The sequence below is a fragment of the Kribbella sp. NPDC104218 genome (genome assembly GCF_055584105.1).
Genome location: NZ_JBVJMQ010000005.1, coordinates 1 through 22487, shown reverse-complemented (window position 1 = coordinate 22487; position 22487 = coordinate 1). Strand labels below are relative to the sequence as shown.

The following is a 22487-nucleotide window of genomic DNA, read 5'->3' as shown; positions in this document are numbered from 1 at the left end:
GAGTATGCGAATGCTCGACAAAGTCATGTCGATGGCTGACCGTCTGGTCGGAAAGTTGGTACCGGCAGTGACAGCGGAGGCCGGCGAGGAGTGGACGGAGTACTGCTGGTGCAGGCCGACCGACGAGACGCCGCAGCGAATGGAGTGGTACCGCACCTGCCGCACCCTCCCCGGTGGCGGCGTGAGCTGCAGCGCTTGCCAGTTCATTCTCAGGTCCTGCTGACACCTGCCCGATCCCTCGGGCACAGTACGGCGCATGAGCGAACTGCCGTCTGACTATCACCGCAGGCTCCCGTACGGCGAACGGCTGTCGGCGGAGCCGTTACTCGGGCACCCGTTCTTTCCGTTCGAGCAGGTGACGGTGGCTCCGTTGGCTGAGTTGACGCTGCCGGAGCCGCCGCGGGCGGGTGCGCCGGGTGGTGCTGAGTGCCCTACGTGTGTCGAACCGACGAAGGACGCGGTGTGGGGTGACGAGCAGTGGCTGCTGAAGGTGTTTGGTCCGACGGGGCTGCCGCTGGTCGCATTGCTCGTGTCGCGCGAGCACCACCGGCTGGACACGCTGCCGGCTGAGTTGACTGCGACGCTGGGGCCGGTGCTGCAGCGGGTGGCTGGTGCTGTCGGGCGTATCGAGGGTGTGGGACGGACTCACATCAACCGGTGGGGTGATGGGAGCGAGCACTTCCACATGTGGTTCTTGGCGCGGCCGGTCGGGATGATGCAGCTACGCGGCGCTGGGATCGCGTTCTGGGACGACATGTTGCCGAAGGTGCCGGAGGGTGAGTTCGTGGTGAACAGGCGGACCGTGGCCGCCGCCCTTGCGGAGGGCGGCGGCTCGGTGTTACCAGACGCCTAGTGAGCGGGCGACGAGGATGTCGGTCTTGCGGGCCGGGGGGCCGTCGACGGGGGCTGGGTCCTCGGCGGTGGGGTTGATGCCGCCGGCGGCTACCTTGTCGAGGGCTTTCAGGCCGAGGCGGTCGACCGAGCCGAAGACGGTGTAGTCGGGACGCAGGCGGGAGTCGCCGAAGACCAGGAAGAACTGGCTGCCGTTGGTGTTCGGGCCGGCGTTCGCCATGGCGAGCGTGCCGCGGGCGTAGATTTTGCGGGTGCCGGTGGGGTCGTCCGGCCAGTTCGGCAGGTCGGTCGGCAGCTCGTCCTTGTACGAGTAGCCCGGGCCGCCGGAGCCGGTGCCGCTGGGGTCGCCGCACTGCAGCACCTTCAGCGTCGGGTAGAGCGTCAGCCGGTGACACGTGGTGAAGTCGTAGAACCGGCTCTTGGCCAGGTGCAGGAAGCTCTGCACCGTGCACGGCGCCTTCGCGCGGTCCAGCGACAGCAGCATCGGGCCCTGGTTCGTCGCGATCAGCACCTTCACCACGCCCTTGTCCGGCGTGCGCTTCGGGTCCGGCGGCAGCGAGACCGGCCGGGCCGGCGGCTCGTCCGGGGTCGTGGTGTAACCGCACGGACCCTTCGTACCGGTCGGGGGCGCGGAAGCCTCGGCCGGAGCCGCGCTGGCCGGAGTGGCCATCAGCAAGCTCGCAACCACCAGCGTCGCGCCTGCGATCACACCTCTCATCACTGTCCTCCTGCTGCAGCGGGGTCTTTCGACGTCAGCAGAAGATGCCCTTACCGACCGTTCCAGGTCAAGTACTCAGCGCACTACAGGTCCTTGGCGGGCCAGGGGGAGTCGGCTGGGCGGAGGGATTCGAAGCCGGGGCCGTTGAGGGCTGTCCAGGCGGCTAGCGAGCCCATGACGAGGATGGGGTTTTGGAGGTGGCCGGCGAGGACTGCGCCGACTACCTCGACCAGCGGGGCCCAGACGGTCTCCATGTCGGCTTCTTCGTGGAGGCGGTCGTAGGCCTCGTCGGCCGGGGACAGGTCGCGGGCGAGGAAGATGCGGACCGCCTCGTTGGTGAGGCCCGGGGAGGTGAAGGCGTCGACCAGAACGCGCCAGTCGGCCGCCTTGGTGCCTGTCTCCTCCCAGAGCTCACGTTCGCCGCCCAGGCGGTACTGCTCGCCCTGGACGTCGAGGAGCCCAGCAGGCGGCTCCAGGAGCCGGTAGCCGACCGGGTGCCGGTACTGGCGTACCAGCAGCATCCGGTTCTTGTCGTCGAGCGCCACGACGCCTACGGCGCCAGGGTGCACGACGACGTCCCGAACGAACGCCTCGGCGCCAGGAGGCTCAATGGTGTCCCGACGGACCGAAATGACCCGGCCCGTCGAGTGCACCGTTTCGGACGCCGAAACCGGCCACTTCTCCGGTACGTCGGCCAGACCGGCGCCGAAGCGCAGCTCGGGGTGGTCCATCAGGCCTTGACCGCTTCGGCCTTGGCCTTGCTCGCGGGCTTCTTCGGGGTGGTCGGCTCCTCCACCGGGAGGCGGGACTCGCGCTGGCGGACCAGAGCGGCCGCGACCAGACCGGCGAACAGCGGGTGCGGCTTGGTGGGCCGCGAGCGCAGCTCCGGGTGCGCCTGGGTGGCGACGAAGTACGGGTGCTGGGCGCGGTCCAGCTCGATGAACTCGACCAGCTCGTGGTCCGGCGACAGGCCGCTGAACACGAGGCCGGCAGCCTCCAGCTTGTCGCGGTAGGCGTTGTTCACCTCATAGCGGTGCCGGTGCCGCTCCTGGATCTGCGGAGCGCCGTACAGCTCCCGGACGATCGAGCCGTCGGCCAGGTTCGCCGGGTAGAGGCCGAGGCGCATCGTGCCGCCCAGGTCGCCGCCGCCGGCCACGATGTGCTTCTGCTCCTCCATCGTCGCGATCACCGGCTGCTCGGCGTCCGGGGCGAACTCGGTCGAGTTCGCCACCGTCAGGCCGGCCAGGTCGCGAGCGACCTCGACCACCATGCACTGCAGGCCCAGGCACAGGCCGAGGATCGGGACGCCGTTCTCGCGGGCGAACCGGATCGCGCCGATCTTGCCCTCGATCCCGCGGACGCCGAACCCGCCGGGGACGCAGATCGCGTCGACCTCGCCGAGCAGCTTCGCGGCGCCCTCGGGGGTGGCGCACTCGTCGGAGGCGATCCAGCGCAGGTTGACCTTGGCGTCGTTGCCGAAACCGCCGGCCCGCAGCGCCTCGGCGACCGACAGGTACGCGTCCGGCAGGTCGATGTACTTGCCGACCAGCGCGACCGTGACCTCGTCCTTCGGGTGGTGCACGACCTTCAGCAGCTCGTCCCAGCGGGTCCAGTCGACATCGCGGAACTGCAGGTTGAGGCGGCGGACGACAAACGCGTCCAGGCCCTCGGCGTGCAGCACCTTCGGGATGTCGTAGATGCTCGGCGCGTCGGCGGCGGCCACCACGGCCTCGACGTCCACGTCGCACATCAGCGAGATCTTGCGCTTGACGCCGTCCGGGATCGGGCGGTCGGCGCGGCAGACGATCGCGTCCGGCTGGATACCGATCGAGCGGAGCGCGGCCACCGAGTGCTGGGTCGGCTTGGTCTTGAGCTCACCGGCCGGCGCCATGTAGGGCACCAGCGAGATGTGCAGGAAGAAGACGTTGTCGCGGCCGACGTCGTGCCGGACCTGGCGCGCGGCCTCCAGGAACGGCAGCGACTCGATGTCACCGACCGTGCCGCCGATCTCGTGCAGGACGACGTCGACGTCGGGGCCCGCCATCGCGAGCATCCGTTCCTTGATCTCGTTGGTGATGTGCGGGATCACCTGGACGGTGTCGCCGAGGTACTCGCCGCGCCGCTCCTTGGCGATCACGTGGGAGTAGACCTGGCCGGTCGTCACGTTCGCGACCTGTGACAGGTCGCGGTCCAGGAACCGCTCGTAGTGGCCGATGTCGAGATCGGTCTCGGCGCCGTCGTTGGTGACGAACACCTCGCCGTGCTGGAACGGGTTCATCGTGCCGGGATCGACGTTGAGGTACGGATCCAGCTTCTGCATGGTGACCCGGATGCCCCGTGCCGTCAGCAGACTGCCGAGGCTCGATGCCGTCAGCCCCTTACCGAGACTGGAGGCGACGCCGCCGGTGACGAAAACGTGCTTGGTCTGCTGAGAGTTCGAAACCCTGTCCACGGGCCTCCAGCCTACCTGCTGTCAAGGGGTGGTCGCGACGAGACCCGCGTAGATGTCGAGCAGATTCTTCGCGACGGCGTCCTCGTCCGGCCATCTGGCGGCCAGCTCGCGGCCACGTGTCCGCATAGCGTTCGCCGTGTCGGGCTCGGCGAGCACCGCGCGGACTCCGTCGGCCAGACCGTCGGAATCGCCCGGAAACGCCAGTACGGCGCTGTCGTCGACCAGCTCCGGGATGCCGCCGACTGAGGTCGCCACGACCGGTACGCCGACCTGCATCGCCTCCTGGATCACCAGCGCGCGGGCCTCCCAGTGCGAGGTCAGCAGGAAGACGTCGGCGGCGTTGAGCAGGTCTGCGACGTCGCTGCGGTGCCCGACCAGGCGGACCGGCAGCTGCTCGGCGTCGACGCGAGCCTGGAGGTTGTCCTTGAGCGGACCGTCACCAACCACGACGAAAACGGCGTCCGGGGTCGATTCGCGGACGGAAGCGGCGACGGACAGTAGCGTCGGGTAGTCCTTCTGCGGCGCGAGGCGGCCGACAGTCAGGATCAGCGGCCGGTCACCGACGCCCAACTCCTGGCGGACGTCGGCGGCGCTCACGGTCGCCTGCGGCATCGTCGGCGCGGCTACCGGCGCCAGACGGGCGTCACGGGCGCCGAGGCTGGTGGCGAGCTCCACCAGGTCGCTGGATGCGCCGAGCGTGAGGTCTGCGCCCTTGGCGACCAGGCGTTGACCGAGGCGCATCACCAGGCCACGCGGGCCGGCAGCGATCACCGCGTTGTGCCAGGTGACGACAAGCGGGCGCAGGTTGGCGCGGTCGCGCAGCGCGGTCATACCGGCGCGGTAGCCGTGGGCATGGATGACGTCCGAGCCGCGGAGCGCCGGCGCCTGGGTGACTACGGACGCCGCACCGAAGTCGAAATGCTCTGCGGTGCCGGGCGGGGCGCAAACGACCACCTCGTGCCCGGCGGCCAGGTAGCGCGGCACCAGGGAGGCTACGTGCTGTCCGATCCCGCCTCGCGATTCCGCGAGCAGCAGACCGATCTTCATGACGTCTCCTCCACAACACCTCTACGAAGCAGAGCGCGCGCGTCTGCGCGATCCAGTACTACGGCGACGACGGCGTACACAGCGACGACAGCCAGGCCGGAGAGCGCCGCGAACAGGACTGCGCTGCCGACTCCGCCGTCCTGTGCAGGTAGTGCGACCGCCCAGCCCGCAGCACCAGCCAGTACGGCGCCGACGACGGCAGCCAACGTGGCACGAGCCAGCCCGGCCAACGCGTCCGGACCGGCGTCCTTGCGCAGTACGCCGAGAAGCACGACCGCTCCCAGGACCATGCCGATCGACATCGCGGCTGCCAGCGCCGGTACGGCGTCCCACTGGGTCGTGAGCGCGATGCCAGCGGCTGCGACCAGCACCCAGGCCGCTGAGGTGACGACGGCGACTTGGCGGCCGGATTGCCTCGCGTAGAGCACGCGGCCGATGTGCATGAGCACTGCGAAACCGATGGCAGCTGGAGCGAAGGCGACCAGCGCGTCACCGAGTGAGGTGGCCTGCGCTTCGCGCACTGCGCCGTCGTCGTACGCGAAAATGCGCGCTACCGGGACGGCGGTGCCTACGAGTAGTGCTGCGCCCGCACCGCCGGCCAGCATCACCGCACGCGTCGAACCAGCCGCGTAGCTGTTGAACCGCTCCCCCGCCTCGTACGCCGCCGCCAGTCGCGGGAACACCGCGGTGGTGATCGGGACTGCGAGTACGGCGTACGGGAGCAGGTAGACCGCGTTCGCCCAGGTGTAGACCGCGATGCTGCCCGCTACGCCGCGGTGGTTGGCCAGGTAGGTCGTCACGACGAAGGTGAGCTGCTGCGCGACCAGTACGGCGATACCGGCCAGCGCGAGCTTGCGCAGCACCGGACCGACACCGGGGTCGAGCCTGAGCGTGAGCTTGATCGGCAGCCGCAGCATCAGCATCGGAATCAGCACGGTGAGCGCCAGCGCGGCCACGCCGGCCGTCGTCCCCCATGCGAGGAGGTCATGTGCAGCACCGGACGCGCGGTCGGCGTCCGGAGCCATTGCCGCAAAGGCGAAGTAGGTCGCGACCACGACCAGGCTGGAAATGAGAGGCGCCCACGCACCGGCCCCAAACCGCTTGTGCGACTGCAGAACCGCCGTAGCAATCACCGCCACCGCATACCCGAACACCTGCGGCACGAAAATCATCAGCATCCGCGTGGCCGTCCCGGCCGTTCCACCGCAGTCGTCCAGCATCACATCGGTGTACGTCGACGCGAGCACCCACGACAGCACAGCTACTGGCGCCAGCAACAGGAACGACCACGACAACAAGGCGCCCACGATCCGCCCCTGCGCCGCCCGATCCCCCCGGGCCACCGGCCCCGCCAGGACCGGAATCACCGCCCCGGCCAGCGCACCGCCCGCAACCACCTCGAACAAGATGTTCGGCAGCTGGTTCGCCGTCGTATAAGCCTCAGCCAGACACCCGGCGCCCACCGTCTTCGAGAAGACCAGCCACCGCCCGAACCCCACCACCCGAGCCAGCACGGTCACCACAGCCACCAACAAGACCGCCCGCGCTAAGCGCGACCCCAAGGAAGAGCTGCTGGTTGGACCGGCTCCATCTCCTGCTTGGTCGTGCTCGGCGTCGGCCGGGCGCTTGGCGCCCGGCGTCTGGTCGTTCACCGGGGGCGTCGGCCCCACTGGTCGATTTTGTCGAGAGTGGGGTTTTCGGCGATGACCTTGGTGAAGCTGACTTTTTCGCTGGCCAGGTTGAGAGCTACGACGGCGGCCAGGGCGAGCGTCTTCAGCGGGCGCGGGAGGGAGGCGGCGAGGGCGGTGCCGGTGATGGCTCCCAGGCCGTTGGCTCCGCAGTCACCGAGCATGGAGCGTTCGCCGAGGTCGGAGGGAGCTGAGGCGGTGGCGGCACCTACTACTGCGCCGGCTGGGCCGTTGACGACAGCCAGGGGCGCGTTGACGGCCGCTACTGCTTTCAGGGCTCGGCCGGGCCGCAGGTCGAGCAGGTTGGTCAGATTGGCCGTACCGGCGATCAGGGCACCGTCGGCCACGACGCCGGCCAGCGCCTTCACACCGGAAGATTTGCGCGGCAGCAAGGCCGCAGCGGCCAGACCAGCGGCTCCGACGCCAAGAATCTTCACGGCGCCACTGGTCACCTCACCGCGCTTCAACGCGGTCAGGTGACCACGGAACCCCTTCGCCTGGGTAGTCCCGCGCAGATCGTCGTACGCGCCGACTGCACCGGACACCGACCCGGCGAGCAGCGCAGCGGCCTTCACCTTGCCGGGGGTCGACGGTGCGGCGACGACACCGGCCAGCGCGCCCAGAACGGCGACCGGCCCCTCCAGCAGCGTGACCGTCTCGCCGCGGTGGTTGGTCCGCTCGAACGGCTGCCGGTTCTCCTTCGGCAGCTTCTCCGCGGCCTTCTCGAGTGCGGCAGTGGCGGCCGCGGCTACGACGGCGCTCAAAAGTCCCACGTCAGTTGTCCTTCACTTGTACGTCCGCCGGCGCGATGCCGTTCTTCGCGTCGAAGGCGCCGTACTGGCCGGCCTTTCCGGTCGTCTGCTCGACCAGCGCGAAGACGACCGTCATCTGCCCGGCAGGCAGATCGGCCACGTCCACCGAGGAAACGATCTTGGTCGCGTCGGAGTCACTGCGCAACGCCTTCAGCAGCCCACCGTCCTTCGCGGTCTCCGCCGTGCCGGCCACGACGACGCCGCCGCTGCCCTGGTCCAGCCCCTCGATCAGATCGATCGCGTCGTTGTACGTCGAGTTGTCCGGCGCCGGCGTCGGCGGCTTCGCGGCCACCACGACGATCAGGCTGGCCCGGTCCTTGACCTGCGACGGCTTCAGCGAGACCAGCTTCGAGCCGGTCAGCCCGCTGATGATCTTGGTCGCGTCGGCGTCCACCGTCCGGCCCTCGTCCTTGGCCGCGACGCCGCGGGCCAGGATCAGCCCGGCGCGCTCGTAGGTGGTGGAGTTCTGCGGGAAGTCCAGATCGGCGGCGACCAGGTTCTGCACGAGCGGCTCGACCAGCTGCCGCTGGCCGGAGTCCAGCAGCTTGGCGTCCAGCGCGACCCGGACCGTGACCTGGCCACCGGCGGCCTGCAGCTCGTCGGCGATCGTGTTCACCTCGTCGCCGTCGGCGTTCGGCATCGTGACGATCGCGATCCGCTTGCCGTTCAGCTTGTTGTCGGCCAGCCCGGCCGTCACCTTGGCCTCGTAGTCCTCGTGGTACTTGTTCAGCGCCTTGAGCTGGTTGATCTCGTCCCGGGCGGCGACGAGGTTCGCGCGGTCGACGTTCGCCTGGTTCTGGATGATGTCGCTGCCGGTGCCCTTCAACGGGCCGGCGCCGAGCACCACACCGGCGCCCAGGGCGAAGAAGATCGCCACGATCGAGACGATGTGGTAGCGAAAGTCGATCACGTGAAAAGCTCCCGGATCCAGTAGGTGAAGTCGTTCCAGCGCGCCCGCAGGATCGACCACAGCACTTCGTCGGCGTCGATGGCGACCATCGCCATACCGAGGGCGAACAGACCGGCCACGACCAGCGCGACGATCTGGAACGTCGAGACCCGGCTGCGGTAGAGCCGGCCGACGCCCTTCGCATCGACCAGCTTGGCGCCGACGCGCAAGCGGGTGATGAAGGTGCTGGCCATTCCGGAGCGGCCCTTGTCGAGGAACTCCACCAGCGAGTTGTGGGTGCCGACCGCGACGATCAGCGAGGCGCCCTTGGAGTCGGCCAGCAGCATCGCGACGTCCTCGCTGGTGCCGGTGGCGGGGAACTCGATCGAGTCCACCCCGAGGCGCTCCAGGCGCTCCGAGCCCGGCGCGCGGCCGTCGCGGTAGGCGTGGACGACGACCTCGGCGCCGCTCTTCAGCGTCTCGTCGCGGACCGAGTCCATGTCGCCGACGATCAGGTCCGGGACGTAGCCGTTCTCGACCAGGGCGTCGGCGCCGCCGTCGACGCCGATCAGCACCGGCCGGTACTCGCGGATGTACGGCTTCAGCGCGACCAGGTCGTCGCGGTAGTCGTACCCGCGGACGACGATCAGCACGTGCCGGCCGTCCATGTGCGTGTGGATCTCGGGGACGCCGACGCCGTCCAGCAGCAGATCGCGCTCGCGGCGCAGGTACTCCAGCGTGTTGGCGGTGAACGCCTCCAGCTGCGTCGAGAGCCCGGCGCGCGCGTCGTCCATCATCTCGGCGACACTCTGCGTGTCCTGCGCGACGCCCTTCGCGACGACCTCGTCGCCGCGGTACAGCGCGCCGTCGTGCACCCGGACCCGCTCGCCCTCGTGCAGCACCGAGAACACCTCGCGGCCGATGCCGTCCACCAGCGGGACGCCGGCGCCGACCAGGATCTCGGGGCCCAGGTTCGGGTAGCGGCCGCTGATCGAGTCCGCCACGTTGACCACCGCGGACACCTTGCAGTCGACCAGCGCCTCGGCGCTCACCCGATCGAGGTCGACGTGATCGATCACCGCGATCTCCCCCGGCTTGAGCCGTTTGGTGAGATTCTTGGTACGGCGATCGAGCCGGACCACACCGGTGATGCCGGGCAGTTCAGTCGGGCGTGCTCTCCGCAGGCTGGGCAGTTTCATCGCGCTCTCATCCTGCCACGTCCGGCAGCCCGTTCCGGCGCATTCCTGCTCCCGGCGGCCGATCAGCCGCCGATTTCACCGGACCGAACAGTCAATTCATCCTTTGGAACGACCCTTTCGGGGCTTCTTGTGGCGTTCGGCGGCCAGGGCGAGGAGTTCTTCGGCGTGCGCCTGGGCGGCGTCGGAGTTCTCCAGGCCGGCCATCATCCGGGAAAGCTCCTTGAGCCGGGCCTCGTCGTCGAGGGCGACCAGGCCGCTGGTGGTGACGGATCCGTCGTCGCTCTTCAGGACGACGGCGTGCCGATCGGCGAAGGCCGCGACCTGCGGCAGGTGGGTGACGACGATGACCTGGGCCTTCTCCGCCAAGCGGGCCAAGCGCTTTCCGACCTCGACCGCGGCGCGGCCGCCGATGCCGGCGTCGATCTCGTCGAAGACCAGCGTCGGCACCTTGTGGGTGTCGGACAGGATCACCTCGAGCGCCAGCATCACCCGCGACAGCTCACCGCCGGAGGCGGACTTCTGCAGCGGACGCGCGGGGCTGCCCGGGTTCGCCGCGAAGCAGAACTCGATCTCGTCGATCCCGAACGGACCAGCGGCCGTTTCGTGTACCTCGACCGACAGCGTCGCGTGCGGCATCGCCAGCCCGGTCAGCTCCTCCGACACCAGGACGCCGAGCCGCTGCGCCGCATCGATCCGCGCCTCCCGGATCTGTCGGCCCAGCTCGGTCAGCGTCGCAGCCAGCTCGGCCAGCTCCGCAGTCAGCAGCTCAACCCGCTCGTCGCTGCCGTCCAGCTCAGTCAGTCGCGCAGCGGACCGCTTCGACCAGTCGAGCACCTCATCGACAGTGCCCGCGTCAGCGCCGTACTTGCGGATGAGCGTGGTCAACAAGGCACGGCGTTCACTGACGACGGACAGCCGCGCCGGGTCGGTGTCGACGTCAGCGGCGTACGACGAAAGCTCTCCGGCCAGGTCTGCGGCCAGATAGCCCAGCTCACCGGCCCGATCGGCCAGCTCGGCCAGCTTCGCGTCATGCTCGCGTTCGCCGTCCAGGACCTGTTTCGCCAACGACAGCAGGCCTAGTACGTCGTTTGGCCGGGTGGAATCGAGGTCTTCGGACGCGAGCGCGTCGGCCGCGGTGGTGGCCGCAGTCCGCAGTCCGTCGGCGTATGCGAGCCGCTCCTCCTCCGCTGCGAGCTCAGTGTCCTCACCGGGCAGCGGCTCAGCCTTGGCGACCTCTTCGAGGCCGAAACGCAGCAGATCCGCCTCTGCGAGCCGGTCGCGCTGTCTGGTGGTCAGATCGGTCAGCTCCGCCTCCACCTCACGGTGTCGCTTGTAGGCGGTCACATACTCCTGCAGCGGCACCAGAACCGGCTTACCGGCGAAGGTGTCCAGCGTCTCGCGCTGCCGGGCCGGCTGCAGCAGCCGCCACTGGTCGGCCTGGCCATGGATTGCGACCAGGTCACCCGACACCTCACCCAGCACCGACACCGGCACCGAGGCGCCGCCCAGAAACGCCCGCGACCGCCCCTCCGACGACAGCTCGCGCGCGATCAGCAGCTCTTCGTCGTCCAGCTCGCCGCCACGGTCCTCGGCCTGCTGCACGATGGACTTCGGTACGGCGGTCGCCCGGCCCTCGACCCGGGCCCGCCGGACGCCGTGCCGCACGAGGCCGCTGTCGGCACGCCCGCCCAGCAACATGTTCACGCCGGTGACGACCATCGTCTTACCCGCACCGGTCTCACCGGTCACGGCCGTGAACCCGGGGTCGAGGTCCAGGGTCGCGTCCTCGATCACACCCAGGCCGGTGATGCGGATCTCAGAAAGCATCTGACTCAGTTCCCGTTTCCGTTGGGGTTGCGTTTGCGCTCGGCGGCACCACGCCAGCCGAGCACGGGGAGATCGAACTTGGCGACCAGCCGGTCGGTGAAGGGCGCCTCGTGGGCGCGGGCCAGGCGGACCGGGCGGGCGCCGCGGCGGACGACGATCTCGGCCCCCGGCGGCACCTCGGCCATCCGGCGGCCGTCGCACCACAGGACGCCGCGGCCGTTCCAGCTGCGGACCAGCTCGATCGACAGCCGCGACGAGGGCGCGACCACGATCGGCCGGGAGAACAGCGCATGCGCGCTGACCGGCACCAGCACGATCGCCTCGACCTCGGGCCACACGATCGGCCCGCCGGCCGAGAACGCGTACGCCGTACTCCCGGTCGGAGTCGCGACGACGACGCCGTCGCACCCCCAGCGCGACAGCGGGCGGTCGTCGACCTCGACCAGCACCTCGAGCATCTTCTCGCGGGCGGCCTTCTCGACACTCGCCTCGTTCAGCGCCCAGGACTCGACGATCAGCTCGCCGTCCAGCCGGACGTCGACGGCCAGCGTCATCCGCTCCTCGACGGTGTAGCTCTTGTCGACCACGACCTGGACGATCCGCTCCAGGTCGTCGACCTCGGCCTCGGCCAGGAACCCGACATGGCCGAGGTTCACGCCGAGCACCGGCGTCCCGTGCGGGCGGGCCAGCTCGGCGCCGCGCAGGATCGAGCCGTCGCCGCCGAGCACGATGATCAGCTCGGCGTCCTGAGCGGCCTTCTCCGGATCCGCCGCGATGTCGACCGGCTCCAGCTTCAGCGCCTCGGCCTCATCGGTGAGCAGCCGGACCTGCAGCCCGGCGTCGGTCAGCAGCCGGTGCGCGGCGCGCGCGACCTCGACCGCTTCGTCCCGACCGGTGTGCGTCACCAGCAGCACGCACCGCGGCTCAACCTCAGCCACTCCGCCTCCAACTCACTGGGGTCCGCGCTCGATGGCGGTCTGGAGCATCGTCTCATCCAGCGGCGGCGCGGAACGCCGTATCCACAGGAAGTATTCGACATTTCCCGACGGACCCGGCAGCGGGCTGGCCGCGACCCCGGCGATCCCCCAGCCCAGCTCGCTCGCTTTCGCAGCGACTCCGCGGACGGCGTCCGCGCGCAGCTCCGGCTCCCGGACGACGCCGCCCTTGCCGAGCCGCTCCTTGCCGACCTCGAACTGCGGCTTCACCATCAGCATCAGCTCGCCGTCCGGTTTCACCACCGCGAGTAGCGCCGGCAGCACCAGCGTCAGCGAGATGAAGCTGAGGTCGCTGACCACCAGGTCGACCGGCTCGCCGCCGATCTGTTCCAGCGTCAGCGTCCGGACGTTGGTCCGGTCCATGACTGTGACTCGCTCGTCGGTCTGCAGCGCCCACACCAGCTGTCCGTAGCCGACATCAACGGCGTACACGTGCTGGGCCTCGTTGCGGAGCAGTACGTCGGTGAAACCGCCAGTAGAGGCACCTGCGTCCAGAGCGGTCCGCCCTTTGACCTGTACCTCCGGAAACGCCTCCAGCGCGCCGATCAGCTTGTGCGCACCGCGGCTGGCGTAGCCCGGGTCGTCGGCGTCAGAAGTGTCCACCACGATCGGAGCGTCCGTTCCGACACCGGTCGCTGGCTTGGACGCGACTGTCCCGGACACCTTCACCTTGCCGGCGGCGATCAGCTCACTCGCCTGCTCGCGCGACCGCGCCAGCCCCCGCCGGACCAGCTCAGCGTCGAGCCGCGAGCGCTTGACTCCCTTGGCCACTTACCTGCTGTCGCTCTGGTCGGAGTCCGCCTCGACGAGCGCGGTCTGCAGCCGCTCGTGCAGGTCGGCGTACACCTCGGCGTGCTCCCCGACCGGCCGCTCGCGCAGGTCGTCCAGCCGGCTCATCACCTCTTCGACCAGCGGATGCCCGGACTCCGCCTCGTCGTCAGCGGACTCCGCGGTGAACGGGCGCTCGTGCTGCTCACCCGGCTCCCGGGCGAACTCCGGGCCGAACTCGACTTCAGCCGGGTCCAGGTGCTGCTGCGGCTCCTCGGCGTACTCGAAGCTCTCCGGCGCCGGTTCGGCGTCGTAGTCGGGCTGGGCGGGGGTCTCCTCGCCGTCCGGCGCGTAGTCCGGCTCCACGTCGGGATCGACGTCCGGGGGGAACTGCTCGCCAGGGTGTTCGGTCACGTCAGGCCTTCTTCGCCGTCGTCTTCTTCGCAGGCGCCTTCTTCGCCGGAGCCTTCTTGGCAGCGGCCTTCTTCGCCGGGGCTTTCTTGGCCGCGGTCTTCTTGGCCGGCGCCTTCTTGACCGGAGTCTGCACCGGGGCCGGCGCGGTAGCGGCCACCGAGGCCGCAGCGGTCTCCGCACGGGCGTCCGCCAGCTCCGACTCCAGCGTCGTCACCCGACGGGTCAGCGCGTCGACCTCCTCGGACCGGACGAACCCGAGCCGCGCGACCGCGCCCTCGACCTCGTTGGTCACGATCGCCTCGAGCAGCTTGCGGTTGCTCTTGCTGGTGGCAACGATCTCGTCGGCCAGGTCGCTCACCTTGGTGGTCAGCCCGGACGTCAGCGCGTCCGCACCGGTCTGCTGCAGCAATGCCTTCGCTGCCGCCTGCGCCCTCTGCTTGGTGACCTCGGTCAGGCCGTTCGCCAGCTGTACGTAGCCGCGCAGTGCGTCCATCACCATGACTGCCTCCTCGCTTCGTTCCAGCAACGGTAGCGCTTCGGGTTCACTTGTCCAGGCCGACCCGGTGCAGCGCGGCGTTGATGTCGATCGTGCCCAGCGCCGGTCCCGGCTTGGGCAGCGGACGGCGGCTGCCGCGTCCAGTCGCCTTTTTGGTGACCGGCTTGGCCGGAGCGTCGACAGCAGACCAGACCGCGGACAGGATCGCCCGGAGGCCGTCGTACGGCTCCCCCTCACCTTTGACCGTGACTGCGTTGTTCACTACCTCAGCGGTCCAGCCGACACAGGTGTGCCGGCCGCCGTCGACCTGAACGCCTGGGTGCTTCTGCGCCAGCCCACCCAGGTCAGGCGAGATGTACGTCGGGCGCTCGTCCTTCGGTGCTCTGGCCAGGTCATGCGCGTCGTGTACGCCGGTGGCGACCCAAAGGCTCGCAATGCCGACCGCGTGGGCGCCTGCGATGTCTGAGTCCAGCCGGTCGCCGATCATCAGCGGCTTCTTGGCCGACAGCCGCTCGATGCTGGTCTCCAGCAGCGGCGGAGCAGGCTTGCCCGCGACTACAGGGTCGATCTGGACGGCGGCACGCACCGCCTGCACCAGCGTGCCGTTGCCCGGCGCCATCCCACCTGCGGTCGGAATGGTCAGGTCGAGGTTGGTGGCGAACCACTTGGCGCCCTCGTTGATCGCATGCGCGCCGTCGGCGAGCATCACCCAGTTCACGTCCGGGTGGAAGCCCTGCACGACAGCCACCGGGTCTGCGTCGCTGCTGCGCACAGGCGTCAGCTCGTACTCCTCCAGCGCCGCGTACAGGCCCTCACCGCCGATGACGAGCACCGGCGAGCCTTTCGGGTACTCACTCGCGATCAGCTTCGCAGCGGCCTGTGCGGACGTCACGACGTCGTCCGCGATCACATCGAGCCCGAACGACGCCAGATGCTCGGCTACGACCCGTGCCGGCCGGCTGGCGTTGTTAGTGATGTACCCGATCCGCATGCCCTCTTTGGCGGCGTGGCGCAGGTTCTCCGGGGCGTCCGGGACCGGGTCGGGTCCGACGTACACAACGCCGTCCAGGTCGAGCAGCGCGACGTCGTACCGGCTCGCGAGCGGTTCATCACACTCCGACAAAGGTGCTGGCGCTTCGCCGTGCGGGCTCATGCGTCCGCCCGTACGATGCCGCTCATGCCGGATGCGAAGGCGAGCGTGCTGCGGCTGGAACCGCTGCGCGCGTGGCGGTTCGTCGCTGGGAAGGTGAGCGCGCTGGGCGCCGTCACCTCTCCCCCGTACGACGTGCTGGAACCCGCCATCGTCCGGCGGCTGACTGCGTCTGATCTGCACAACATGGTGAGGCTCATCCTTCCACGCGACCCTGACCTGGGTCCGAGCCGGTACGACGAGCCCGCGGAGCGGCTCACCGGCTGGCAGCGCGACGGCATCGTCGTCCAGGACGAGCGGCCGGCGCTGTACGTCTACGAGCAGACGCTGGGCGACGCCGTCCTGTGCGGTCTGGTCGGTTCGCTTGGTCTGGATCCGCAGCGCCAGGTAGTGCTGCCGCACGAGAACGTGATGCCGCACTGGGTCGACGACCGGCTGGAACTGATGGAAGCCACGGACGCCGATCTGGAGCCCATTCTGCTCGCGTACGGCGACGGCCACGCCGCCAGCGACGCTGTGGACGCGGCCCGGTCCGGTGAGCCGTGGGTGGAGGCCGAGACCGAGAACGGCGCCGAGCACCGCATCTGGCGGATCGACGACCCAGAAACGCTCGCAGTAATCGCAGCTGAGATCGGTCAGCATGAGGCGCTGATCGCTGACGGTCACCACCGCTACGCGGCGTACCTCGAACGCCAGCGCCGGGAGCCGGGGCGCGCCAGCACGTCGGTAGGCCTTGCCATGCTGGTCGACTACAACCGGCACCCCCTGACGCTGGACCCGATCCACCGCGTCGTTCCCGGGCTGACGCTGGAAATGGTGCGGTCCCGCACACCTGCGGGCTGGAACGTGCTCCCTGGCCGGTCCGACGAGCTGCGCGACCGCCTCGCCATCACGGACGGCAGCACCTGGCTTACTGTCCGCCCGTCCAACGGCCAGACAGTCCCGGTCGTCTCGTCACTGCACGAGCACCTGCTCCCCGCCTGGGGAGCCATCGAGGACGACGTCACCTTCCATCACACCTGGTCGGACGCGTTGGCGCTGGCTACGCCTGAGCAGGTTGCGATCGAGCTCACCGCACCCCATCTGGAGCAGGTACTCGCCTCAGCGATCCAGGGCGTCGTACTGCCGCAGAAGGCGACCTCTTTCGGCCCCAAACCGCGCGTCGGCCTGCTCTTCAGAATGCTGTGAGCTCGTTCAGGAGCGGTGGTACAGGCTGAGGAACTCCTCACGCAGCGGTTTGCGGGCTGCTCGGTGCCGCTCGACCAGTCGGCCCAGGGTGAAGGCCAGCTCCGGCTCAGCAGCCGGTACAAGCGCCGTCAGGGCATCTGCGGCGGCGCAGTGGTCCTGATGCTGGCCGAGCAGCTCCTGGTACTTGGCGGCCTGCACAGCGGTCGCCAGCGCCTCCTCACCGAGGACGGCGGCACACGTCTTGGCCGCGTACCGCGACCGCTTCGCCAACAGGCGGACTTCGTGCCAATCGTCGTCCGGAGTCCAGGGCTGAAGCTTGTCGGCCTCTTGGGCGAACGCTCCGACAGCGCCGGCCAGCAGCTCAGGTAGGACGTCGCCGCAGCGCTCGTCAGCTCGCGGTTTGAGCTCCGGAGCAGCCGCTGCCTGCTGGAGCCGGACCAGCAAGGCCGCAGTCGCCTCGCTGGTCACCACTGCGTTGGCTCTGGTCGCCGCCTCGGTCAGACCGGCCCGCAGCGTGCCCAGAATCCACTCGACGCGTGCGGCGTCGTCCTCACCGCCGGCTGTCTCCTGGACGAGGGCGGCGATCACCTCTAGGTCACGCGCTTCCCCGCAGGCCAGAGCGAGCGCAGCGAGGTCGGCACGCAGTCCGGTCGACCAGCTGCCGGCCAGGACCTTCTTGAACAGCTTCAGGTTGCTGCGCAGCCGCCGACAGGAAACCCGCACCTGATGGATGGCGTCGTCCTCGTCCTTCTCGACCATCCCGATCGCGCGCTGCAGGCGCACAGCGCCCTTCGAGAGCGCGCTCGCCACCAGTACACCCACCGGAGCGTCCGCCGTCGGCGGACCGCTCCACGACCTCACGCTCTCACTCATCGCACCATTCTCCCGGGGTTCCCGCTCCCCCGGGAGAACTCACGCGAGTCGCTTACTCCTTGGACTTCCCGCCATCGGTCTCATCGGCCGTCGCACCCGACCCGACCTCCGCCGAGCCGTCTCCGTCTTCGTCGCCGTCCCCGGCCGCATCGAAGTCACCTTCGTCGTCCGAGTCGCCCTCGTCGCCGTCATCCTCGTCGTCATCCGAGTCACCGTCGACGTCGTCCTCGAGGTCGTCGTCATCCGCCTCGAGGTCGTCTTCGTCGTCCTCGTCGAGGTCATCCTCGTCGGCTCCGGCGGTGGCGACGGTGTCGTCGGCCGGCTTCTCGTCGACGTACTCGTCCTCGTCGGCGTCGAGGTCGGTGAACTCCAGCCCCTCGAGCGCGGCCGCGCGCTCAGCGGCGCCGGTCGAGCCGTCGGCGTCCGAACCCGCGGCACGGTGGAACCAGATCACGGCGTCCTCGGTCCGCCCGGCCGCCTCGAGAGCGTCGGCGTACGCGTACCGCAGCCGCGGCAGCCACTCCGCCCGCGTCCGCTTGGACAGCTCCGGCACCTCGAGCATCTGGACGGCGGCAGCGGTCTGGCCCATGTCGCGGCGCGCACCGGCCGTGACGATCAGCAGCTCCATCTGCGTGGCCTCGGACAGATCGCGGACATGCTTGTCCTGCGCCAGCGCGAGCGCCTTGACCGGCCGCCCGAGCGCACGCTCGCAGTCCGCCATCATCGCGATGACCTCGTGGTTACCCGTCATCCGCCGGACCGCGCGGAACTCGGTCAGCGCCTCGTCGTAGTGCTCAGCCAGATACGCCGTGATCGCGACCGCCTCACGGACGCCGCCAAGCCGCGCGGCCAGCCGTCGGGCCGTCCGCGCGTGCAGGTAGGCACGCTCGGCGTCGTCGTCCAGGAACCGGCCGGAAGCCACCAGGTGCTGAGCGACCAGGTCCGCCAGGCTGCGCGGCAACGACCGCAGCTCTGCCTTCACGCCCCGGTCCAGCTCGGCGCCCGTGATGCCCTCGGGGATCACCGGGTCGTCGCGACGCGGACCAGCCTTCTCCTCGCGCTCCTCACGCCCGAACCCACCACGCCGGTCATCCCGCCGCGGCCCACCACGCCCAGCACCCCGCTCATCCCGCCGCCCAGCAACCCCACGCTCATCGCGCCGCGGCCCACCACGCTCGCCCGCACGCTCATCCCGCCGGAACGCCCCACGCTCACCCCGAGCCGGCCCACCGGCCCGAGACCCACCACGCGCATCCCCGCGGAACCCACCCCGCTCACCAGCACCAGACCGCTCATCCCGCCCACCGCGATCCCCATACGCCGGCCGCTCATCGCGCCCACCACGATCATCCCGACGGAACCCACCGCGATCGCCAGCACCAGACCGCTCGTCCCGACGGAACCCACCACCAGCAGGCCGCTCCCCACGCCCACCACGGTCATCCCGGCGGAACCCACCGCGATCGCCAGACCCGGACCGCTCGTCCCGGCCCCCGCGATCATCCCGACGGAACCCGCCACGGTCACCAGAACCCGACCGCTCGTCACGCCCGCCGCGATCGTCCCGGCGGAACCCACCGCGATCGCCAGAACCCGACCGCTCGTCACGCCCGCCGCGATCGTCCCGACGGAACCCACCACCGGCCGGCCGCTCATCACGTCCACCGCGATCATCCCGCCGGAACCCACCGCGGTCGCCGCCGGAGCGGTCGTCGCGGCGCGGGCCGCCGGAGCGCCCCCGGTACCCACCGGACCGATCGTCCCGACCGGCCAACTGGCCGCCGAACGGATCCCGCTCACTCTTGTCGTCACCCCGCGAGCCGGCGAACCCGCGACGCGTCTCGCCCCGCTCACCACCACTCCGCGACCCACCGCTCGAGCCACCCGACCCACCGGACCGGCCCCCACCGGAGCGCCCAGCGCCACCGCCTCCCGAACGACCGGCCCCCGACCGTCCGGCGCCGAACCCGGAGCTCCCCCCGGAGCGTCCACCGCCCCCGGACGAACCGCGACGGTCCCCGGACCCGGAGCGGGGATTACGAGGTGGCGTAGCCACAGGTGACTCCTAACGCTGCTGACAATCAGCCGCTGATGCTCAAACCGAAGAACTGTAACCGCACAAACTTACCGCCCAACCCCCCAACCTCCCGCATCGAGCCACTCCCCACCCACCAAACCACCCCCACACCCCCACCACCCAGGCGAACAGGCGAACAGGCGAACAGGCGAACAGGCGAACAGGCGAACCTACTTCGGCAGCCCGCGGCGTCTGACCCTGCTGGCCCATCGAGTCGGACGCCGCAGGCAGCGTGCAGCCAGTCGACGGCCCACGGCGGGCCATGCCGCTCGTCGGGCTGCCCAGTCGCCCCCAGACTGGTGACCTACGCGATCGGGCCCCACCCTGCCGCGCTTTACGAGCGAGCTGGGGCAGCGGCCGCACACAGGCAGTAGGCAAGCAGGCCGCTCGGCGGGCTATCCCGACTCGTCCGGTCTGACAGCAACAAAGTCGGCGAGGCAGCCATCCCGAACGAACGCCAGGTCCTCAGCGGCACCACCGAACCTTCCGAGCTTCTCGAGTTTGAGGGGTATGCCGGCAGCGAGGGCTGGCAGTCGCCGGCAGGGTCGCAGGCCCGCAGCACGCTTGGCTGCCCCACCCGGCCTGCAGCACTCCACGTCCAACGAGACGGACGACGACAGCGGCCGCGGGCGGCTAGCGCGCCCCGGCGGGCCGGCCGAACGGTCCGAGCTTCTCGCGTTTGATGGGTGTATCGGCGGCGGGAGGTGGCAATCGGCGGGGCAGCAGACCCGCGGCACCCTGGGCTGCCCCACCCCGGCCTGCCGAACTGGACGCCCAACAAGACGGGCGATGGCAGCGGCGGCGGGCGGCCAACGGGCCCTCGGCGGGCGGGCCGAACCTTCCCAGCGTCTCGCGTTCGAGAGGTATTGGCAGGCGGGAGGTAGCAATCGCCTGCGAGGCAGCAGGCCCGCAGCACCCTGGGCTGCCCACCCCCGCCCTGCCACGCCCGACAGGCCAACGACACGGACCCTGGGGGCAGGGACCCCGGACAGGTAGTCGGCTGCGGCGCGCCGCGATCGGCCGCTCCGGCTGATCGCGTTTGAAGCGCAACCGAGGTCGGCGCAAAGAGGTAACCAGCGGCGAGCCAGGGAGCGGGGAACCAGGGAACCAGGGAAGGCGGGAGGCGGGAGGCGGGAGGCGGGAGGCGGGAGGCGGGAGGCGGGAGGCGGGAGGCGGGAGGCGGGAGGCGGGAGGCGGGAGGCGGGAGGCGGGCTGATTGTGTCTGGGGTTACGGGTTGGCGAGGCGGATAGCGAGAGTAGGCGCAACGTACAGATCGAGCTCCGGCGCGCTGGGCGACTGTTCTCGGTTTGGCGAGCCGGCGAGGTGGACGGCGATGGTCGCAGCTGCGGACGGGTAGTCGGTCGCGGTGCGTCGCGACCGGCCGCTCCGGCCTTTCGCGTTGAAGGGCGACCGAGGCCGACGCGAAGAGGTACCAAGCGGGAGCGGGAGCGGGAGCGGGAGCGGGACGCGGAGCGGGAGCGGGAGCGGGAGCGGGAGCGGGAGCGGGAGCGGGAGCGGGAGCGGGAGCGGGCTGATTGTGTCTGGAGTTATGGGTCGGCTAGGCGGAAAGAGAGTAGGCGGCACGTGCGGATCGGACTCGGCGCGTTGGGCGACTGTTCCGGTTTGGGGAGGTGGACGGCGGGGGTCGCGAGCGCAGACAGGTAGTCGGCCGGCGGTGGCGCCGCGTTCGACCGCTCCGGCCTATCGCGTTTGAAGAGCGACCGAGGTCGACGCGAAGAGGTAGCCAGCGGGAGCGGGTTGACTGTGTCTGGGGCTATCGGCTGGCGAGGCGGATAGCGAGGGTCGGCGCCAAGTGCGGATCGGACTCCGACGCACTGGACGACTGTTCTCGGCTTGGCGGGTCAAGCCAGGCGGACGGCGGGGTCGCGACCGCGGACGGGTAATCGGCCGCGGTGCGCCGCGATGCAGAAGGCGCTCGGCGACGACCTCGGCGTCTTCGCGTTCCCGAAGGCCGACGCCGATCGGCCGCTCCGGTTGATGGCGTTTGAAGGGCTACCGAAGTCGACGCGAAAGAGGTAGCCGGCGGGAGGCCGGAGGCGGGCTGTTGTGTCTGGGGTTATAGGCCCGCCCTGGGATCGACGCCGTCGACAAACCCGGCGAGGCGGATAGGCGCCACGTGCGGATCGGGCTCCGACGCACTGGGCGACTGTTCCGGTTTGGGGAGCTGGGGAGGTGGACGGCGGGGGTTGCGAGCGCGGACAGGTCGTCGGGCGGGGCTGTGCGATGTTCGGCCGTTTCGGTTTGTCAGATTGACGAGGGCCGCCGACGGCTCGTGGGCCGGGAACGCGCCGGGATGTTGTTGGGATGGGCGGGTTCGCGATTGTGGGCGGCTAGCGGGCGTGCGGTGGGACGACGAATGGCGCCGGCTGATGCGGTGGCGCGCGACCGGGGTTGGCGATGGGAATTGTTGGTGGGCCTGTGGGGCGCTGTGTTCGACTATTCGCGGGATCTTGCGTTGGTGGGGAGAGCGAGGCAGCGGGGGCGTAGCCGGCGGGCACGGTTTGGGTGCGCTGGGCGAACGTATCGGCCTGGTGAGCGGGGGAGGTGGGACGGAAGCCATTGCGGGCAGGCAGTTGAACGGGTGCGTCTTGTGCCGGTACGGCGCGTTGAGGAGCCGGAGAGACCGTCGCCGGCTGATGTCTGCAGCGTGCTGCGACGTTTGCGGTGAGGGGGACGGCGGATGCCCGCGACCGAGGGTAGGTATCGGCAGTCGTGGGACGACTGGATGGTGCCGGTGTGCCGCGGTTGAGGGGCAGCGCGGTGGAGACGAGGGGGTTGGGGCGGGCCGGCGGTTGTGTTGGGGTCGGCAGATCGCGGGTTGTTGTGTTTGCGGCGCTGGCCGGGGGTGAGGATGCGTGAGTTCGCCGGCGGCAGGTTACTGCGGGGCGCACAAAAGGCTGTGGATATGCCAAGGGCCACCCCGGAACGGGGTGGCCCTTAACAGTGTGAAAGTCCGGCGGCGTCCTACTCTCCCACGACCTCCCGATCGCAGTACCATCGGCGCTGAAGGGCTTAACTTC

General features: G+C 70.0%; 19 protein-coding genes and 1 rRNA gene. 2 read left to right on the top strand and 18 right to left on the bottom strand.

All coding sequences use genetic code 11. The features are described from left to right. The first annotated feature begins 256 nt into the window (after positions 1-256). Complete coding sequence (locus ACZ6ZD_RS33500) at positions 257-853, top strand: hypothetical protein (RefSeq protein WP_465678225.1); 597 nt, start codon at positions 257-259, stop codon at positions 851-853. On the opposite strand, the gene ACZ6ZD_RS33495 is transcribed toward ACZ6ZD_RS33500, so the two are convergent. The 14 genes from ACZ6ZD_RS33495 to ACZ6ZD_RS33430 form a co-directional block, all read right to left on the bottom strand. After that, a complete protein-coding gene (locus ACZ6ZD_RS33495) occupies positions 839-1570 on the bottom strand; it encodes a peptidylprolyl isomerase (protein ID WP_465678224.1) in 732 nt (243 codons plus the stop codon). The two genes, ACZ6ZD_RS33500 and ACZ6ZD_RS33495, sit on opposite strands and share 15 nt — an antisense overlap. An 83-nt stretch (positions 1571-1653) precedes the next feature. Continuing rightward, complete coding sequence (locus ACZ6ZD_RS33490) at positions 1654-2301, bottom strand: NUDIX domain-containing protein (protein ID WP_465678223.1); 648 nt, start codon at positions 2299-2301, stop codon at positions 1654-1656. Further along, positions 2301-4022 carry a CTP synthase gene (locus ACZ6ZD_RS33485; RefSeq protein ID WP_465678222.1) on the bottom strand — a complete coding sequence of 574 codons (1722 nt, stop codon included), beginning with the start codon at positions 4020-4022 and terminating at the stop codon, positions 2301-2303. Before ACZ6ZD_RS33485 ends, ACZ6ZD_RS33490 begins: the two co-directional genes overlap by 1 nt. A gap of 21 nt (positions 4023-4043) precedes the next feature. Continuing rightward, positions 4044-5069: a glycosyltransferase family 4 protein gene (locus tag ACZ6ZD_RS33480; RefSeq protein WP_465678221.1), complete on the bottom strand. Its 1026-nt coding sequence runs from the start codon at positions 5067-5069 to the stop codon at positions 4044-4046. Then, positions 5066-6598 (bottom strand): murein biosynthesis integral membrane protein MurJ, encoded by a 1533-nt coding sequence (gene murJ, locus ACZ6ZD_RS33475; protein ID WP_465678219.1) that lies wholly within the window; start codon positions 6596-6598, stop codon positions 5066-5068. The genes ACZ6ZD_RS33480 and murJ overlap by 4 nt, the downstream gene beginning before the upstream one ends. A gap of 119 nt (positions 6599-6717) precedes the next feature. Next, positions 6718-7530, bottom strand: a complete 813-nt coding sequence (locus ACZ6ZD_RS33470) for a hypothetical protein (RefSeq protein WP_465678217.1) — start codon at positions 7528-7530, stop codon at positions 6718-6720. Position 7531: 1 nt separating this feature from the next. After that, complete coding sequence (locus ACZ6ZD_RS33465; protein WP_465678215.1) at positions 7532-8479, bottom strand: copper transporter; 948 nt, start codon at positions 8477-8479, stop codon at positions 7532-7534. Next, complete coding sequence (steA, locus tag ACZ6ZD_RS33460; RefSeq protein ID WP_465678214.1) at positions 8476-9657, bottom strand: putative cytokinetic ring protein SteA; 1182 nt, start codon at positions 9655-9657, stop codon at positions 8476-8478. Before steA ends, ACZ6ZD_RS33465 begins: the two co-directional genes overlap by 4 nt. Before the next feature lie 96 nt (positions 9658-9753). Further along, positions 9754-11484, bottom strand: coding sequence for a DNA repair protein RecN (gene recN / locus ACZ6ZD_RS33455; RefSeq protein ID WP_465678212.1), 1731 nt, complete (start codon positions 11482-11484; stop codon positions 9754-9756). 5 nt (positions 11485-11489) lie between these two features. Then, positions 11490-12422: an NAD kinase gene (locus ACZ6ZD_RS33450; protein WP_465678210.1), complete on the bottom strand. Its 933-nt coding sequence runs from the start codon at positions 12420-12422 to the stop codon at positions 11490-11492. Positions 12423-12434: 12 nt separating this feature from the next. Then, positions 12435-13250 (bottom strand): TlyA family RNA methyltransferase, encoded by an 816-nt coding sequence (locus ACZ6ZD_RS33445; RefSeq protein WP_465678208.1) that lies wholly within the window; start codon positions 13248-13250, stop codon positions 12435-12437. Beyond that, positions 13251-13661, bottom strand: coding sequence for a hypothetical protein (locus ACZ6ZD_RS33440; protein ID WP_465678206.1), 411 nt, complete (start codon positions 13659-13661; stop codon positions 13251-13253). A 1-nt stretch (position 13662) separates the two neighbouring features. Then, positions 13663-14160, bottom strand: coding sequence for a phasin family protein (locus ACZ6ZD_RS33435; RefSeq protein ID WP_465678204.1), 498 nt, complete (start codon positions 14158-14160; stop codon positions 13663-13665). Between the two features lie 43 nt (positions 14161-14203). Continuing rightward, positions 14204-15310 carry an HAD-IIA family hydrolase gene (locus ACZ6ZD_RS33430; protein WP_465678202.1) on the bottom strand — a complete coding sequence of 369 codons (1107 nt, stop codon included), beginning with the start codon at positions 15308-15310 and terminating at the stop codon, positions 14204-14206. A gap of 24 nt (positions 15311-15334) precedes the next feature. Here ACZ6ZD_RS33430 and ACZ6ZD_RS33425 point away from each other — a divergent pair, with 24 nt between their 5' ends. Beyond that, complete coding sequence (locus tag ACZ6ZD_RS33425; RefSeq protein ID WP_465678200.1) at positions 15335-16495, top strand: DUF1015 domain-containing protein; 1161 nt, start codon at positions 15335-15337, stop codon at positions 16493-16495. A gap of 6 nt (positions 16496-16501) precedes the next feature. On the opposite strand, the gene ACZ6ZD_RS33420 is transcribed toward ACZ6ZD_RS33425, so the two are convergent. From ACZ6ZD_RS33420 to rrf, 4 genes are all read right to left on the bottom strand, one after another. Next, positions 16502-17368 (bottom strand): CHAD domain-containing protein, encoded by an 867-nt coding sequence (locus ACZ6ZD_RS33420; protein ID WP_465678198.1) that lies wholly within the window; start codon positions 17366-17368, stop codon positions 16502-16504. Between the two features lie 52 nt (positions 17369-17420). Next, the gene (locus tag ACZ6ZD_RS33415; protein ID WP_465678196.1) at positions 17421-18350 is read right to left on the bottom strand and encodes a hypothetical protein; all 930 of its coding nucleotides are present in this window, start codon (positions 18348-18350) and stop codon (positions 17421-17423) included. A gap of 38 nt (positions 18351-18388) precedes the next feature. Further along, on the bottom strand, positions 18389-19042 hold the full coding sequence (locus ACZ6ZD_RS33410) for a hypothetical protein (protein ID WP_465678194.1): 654 nt from the start codon (positions 19040-19042) through the stop codon (positions 18389-18391). 3376 nt (positions 19043-22418) lie between these two features. Continuing rightward, a 5S ribosomal RNA gene (gene rrf, locus ACZ6ZD_RS33405) occupies positions 22419-22487 on the bottom strand; the annotation flags it as partial.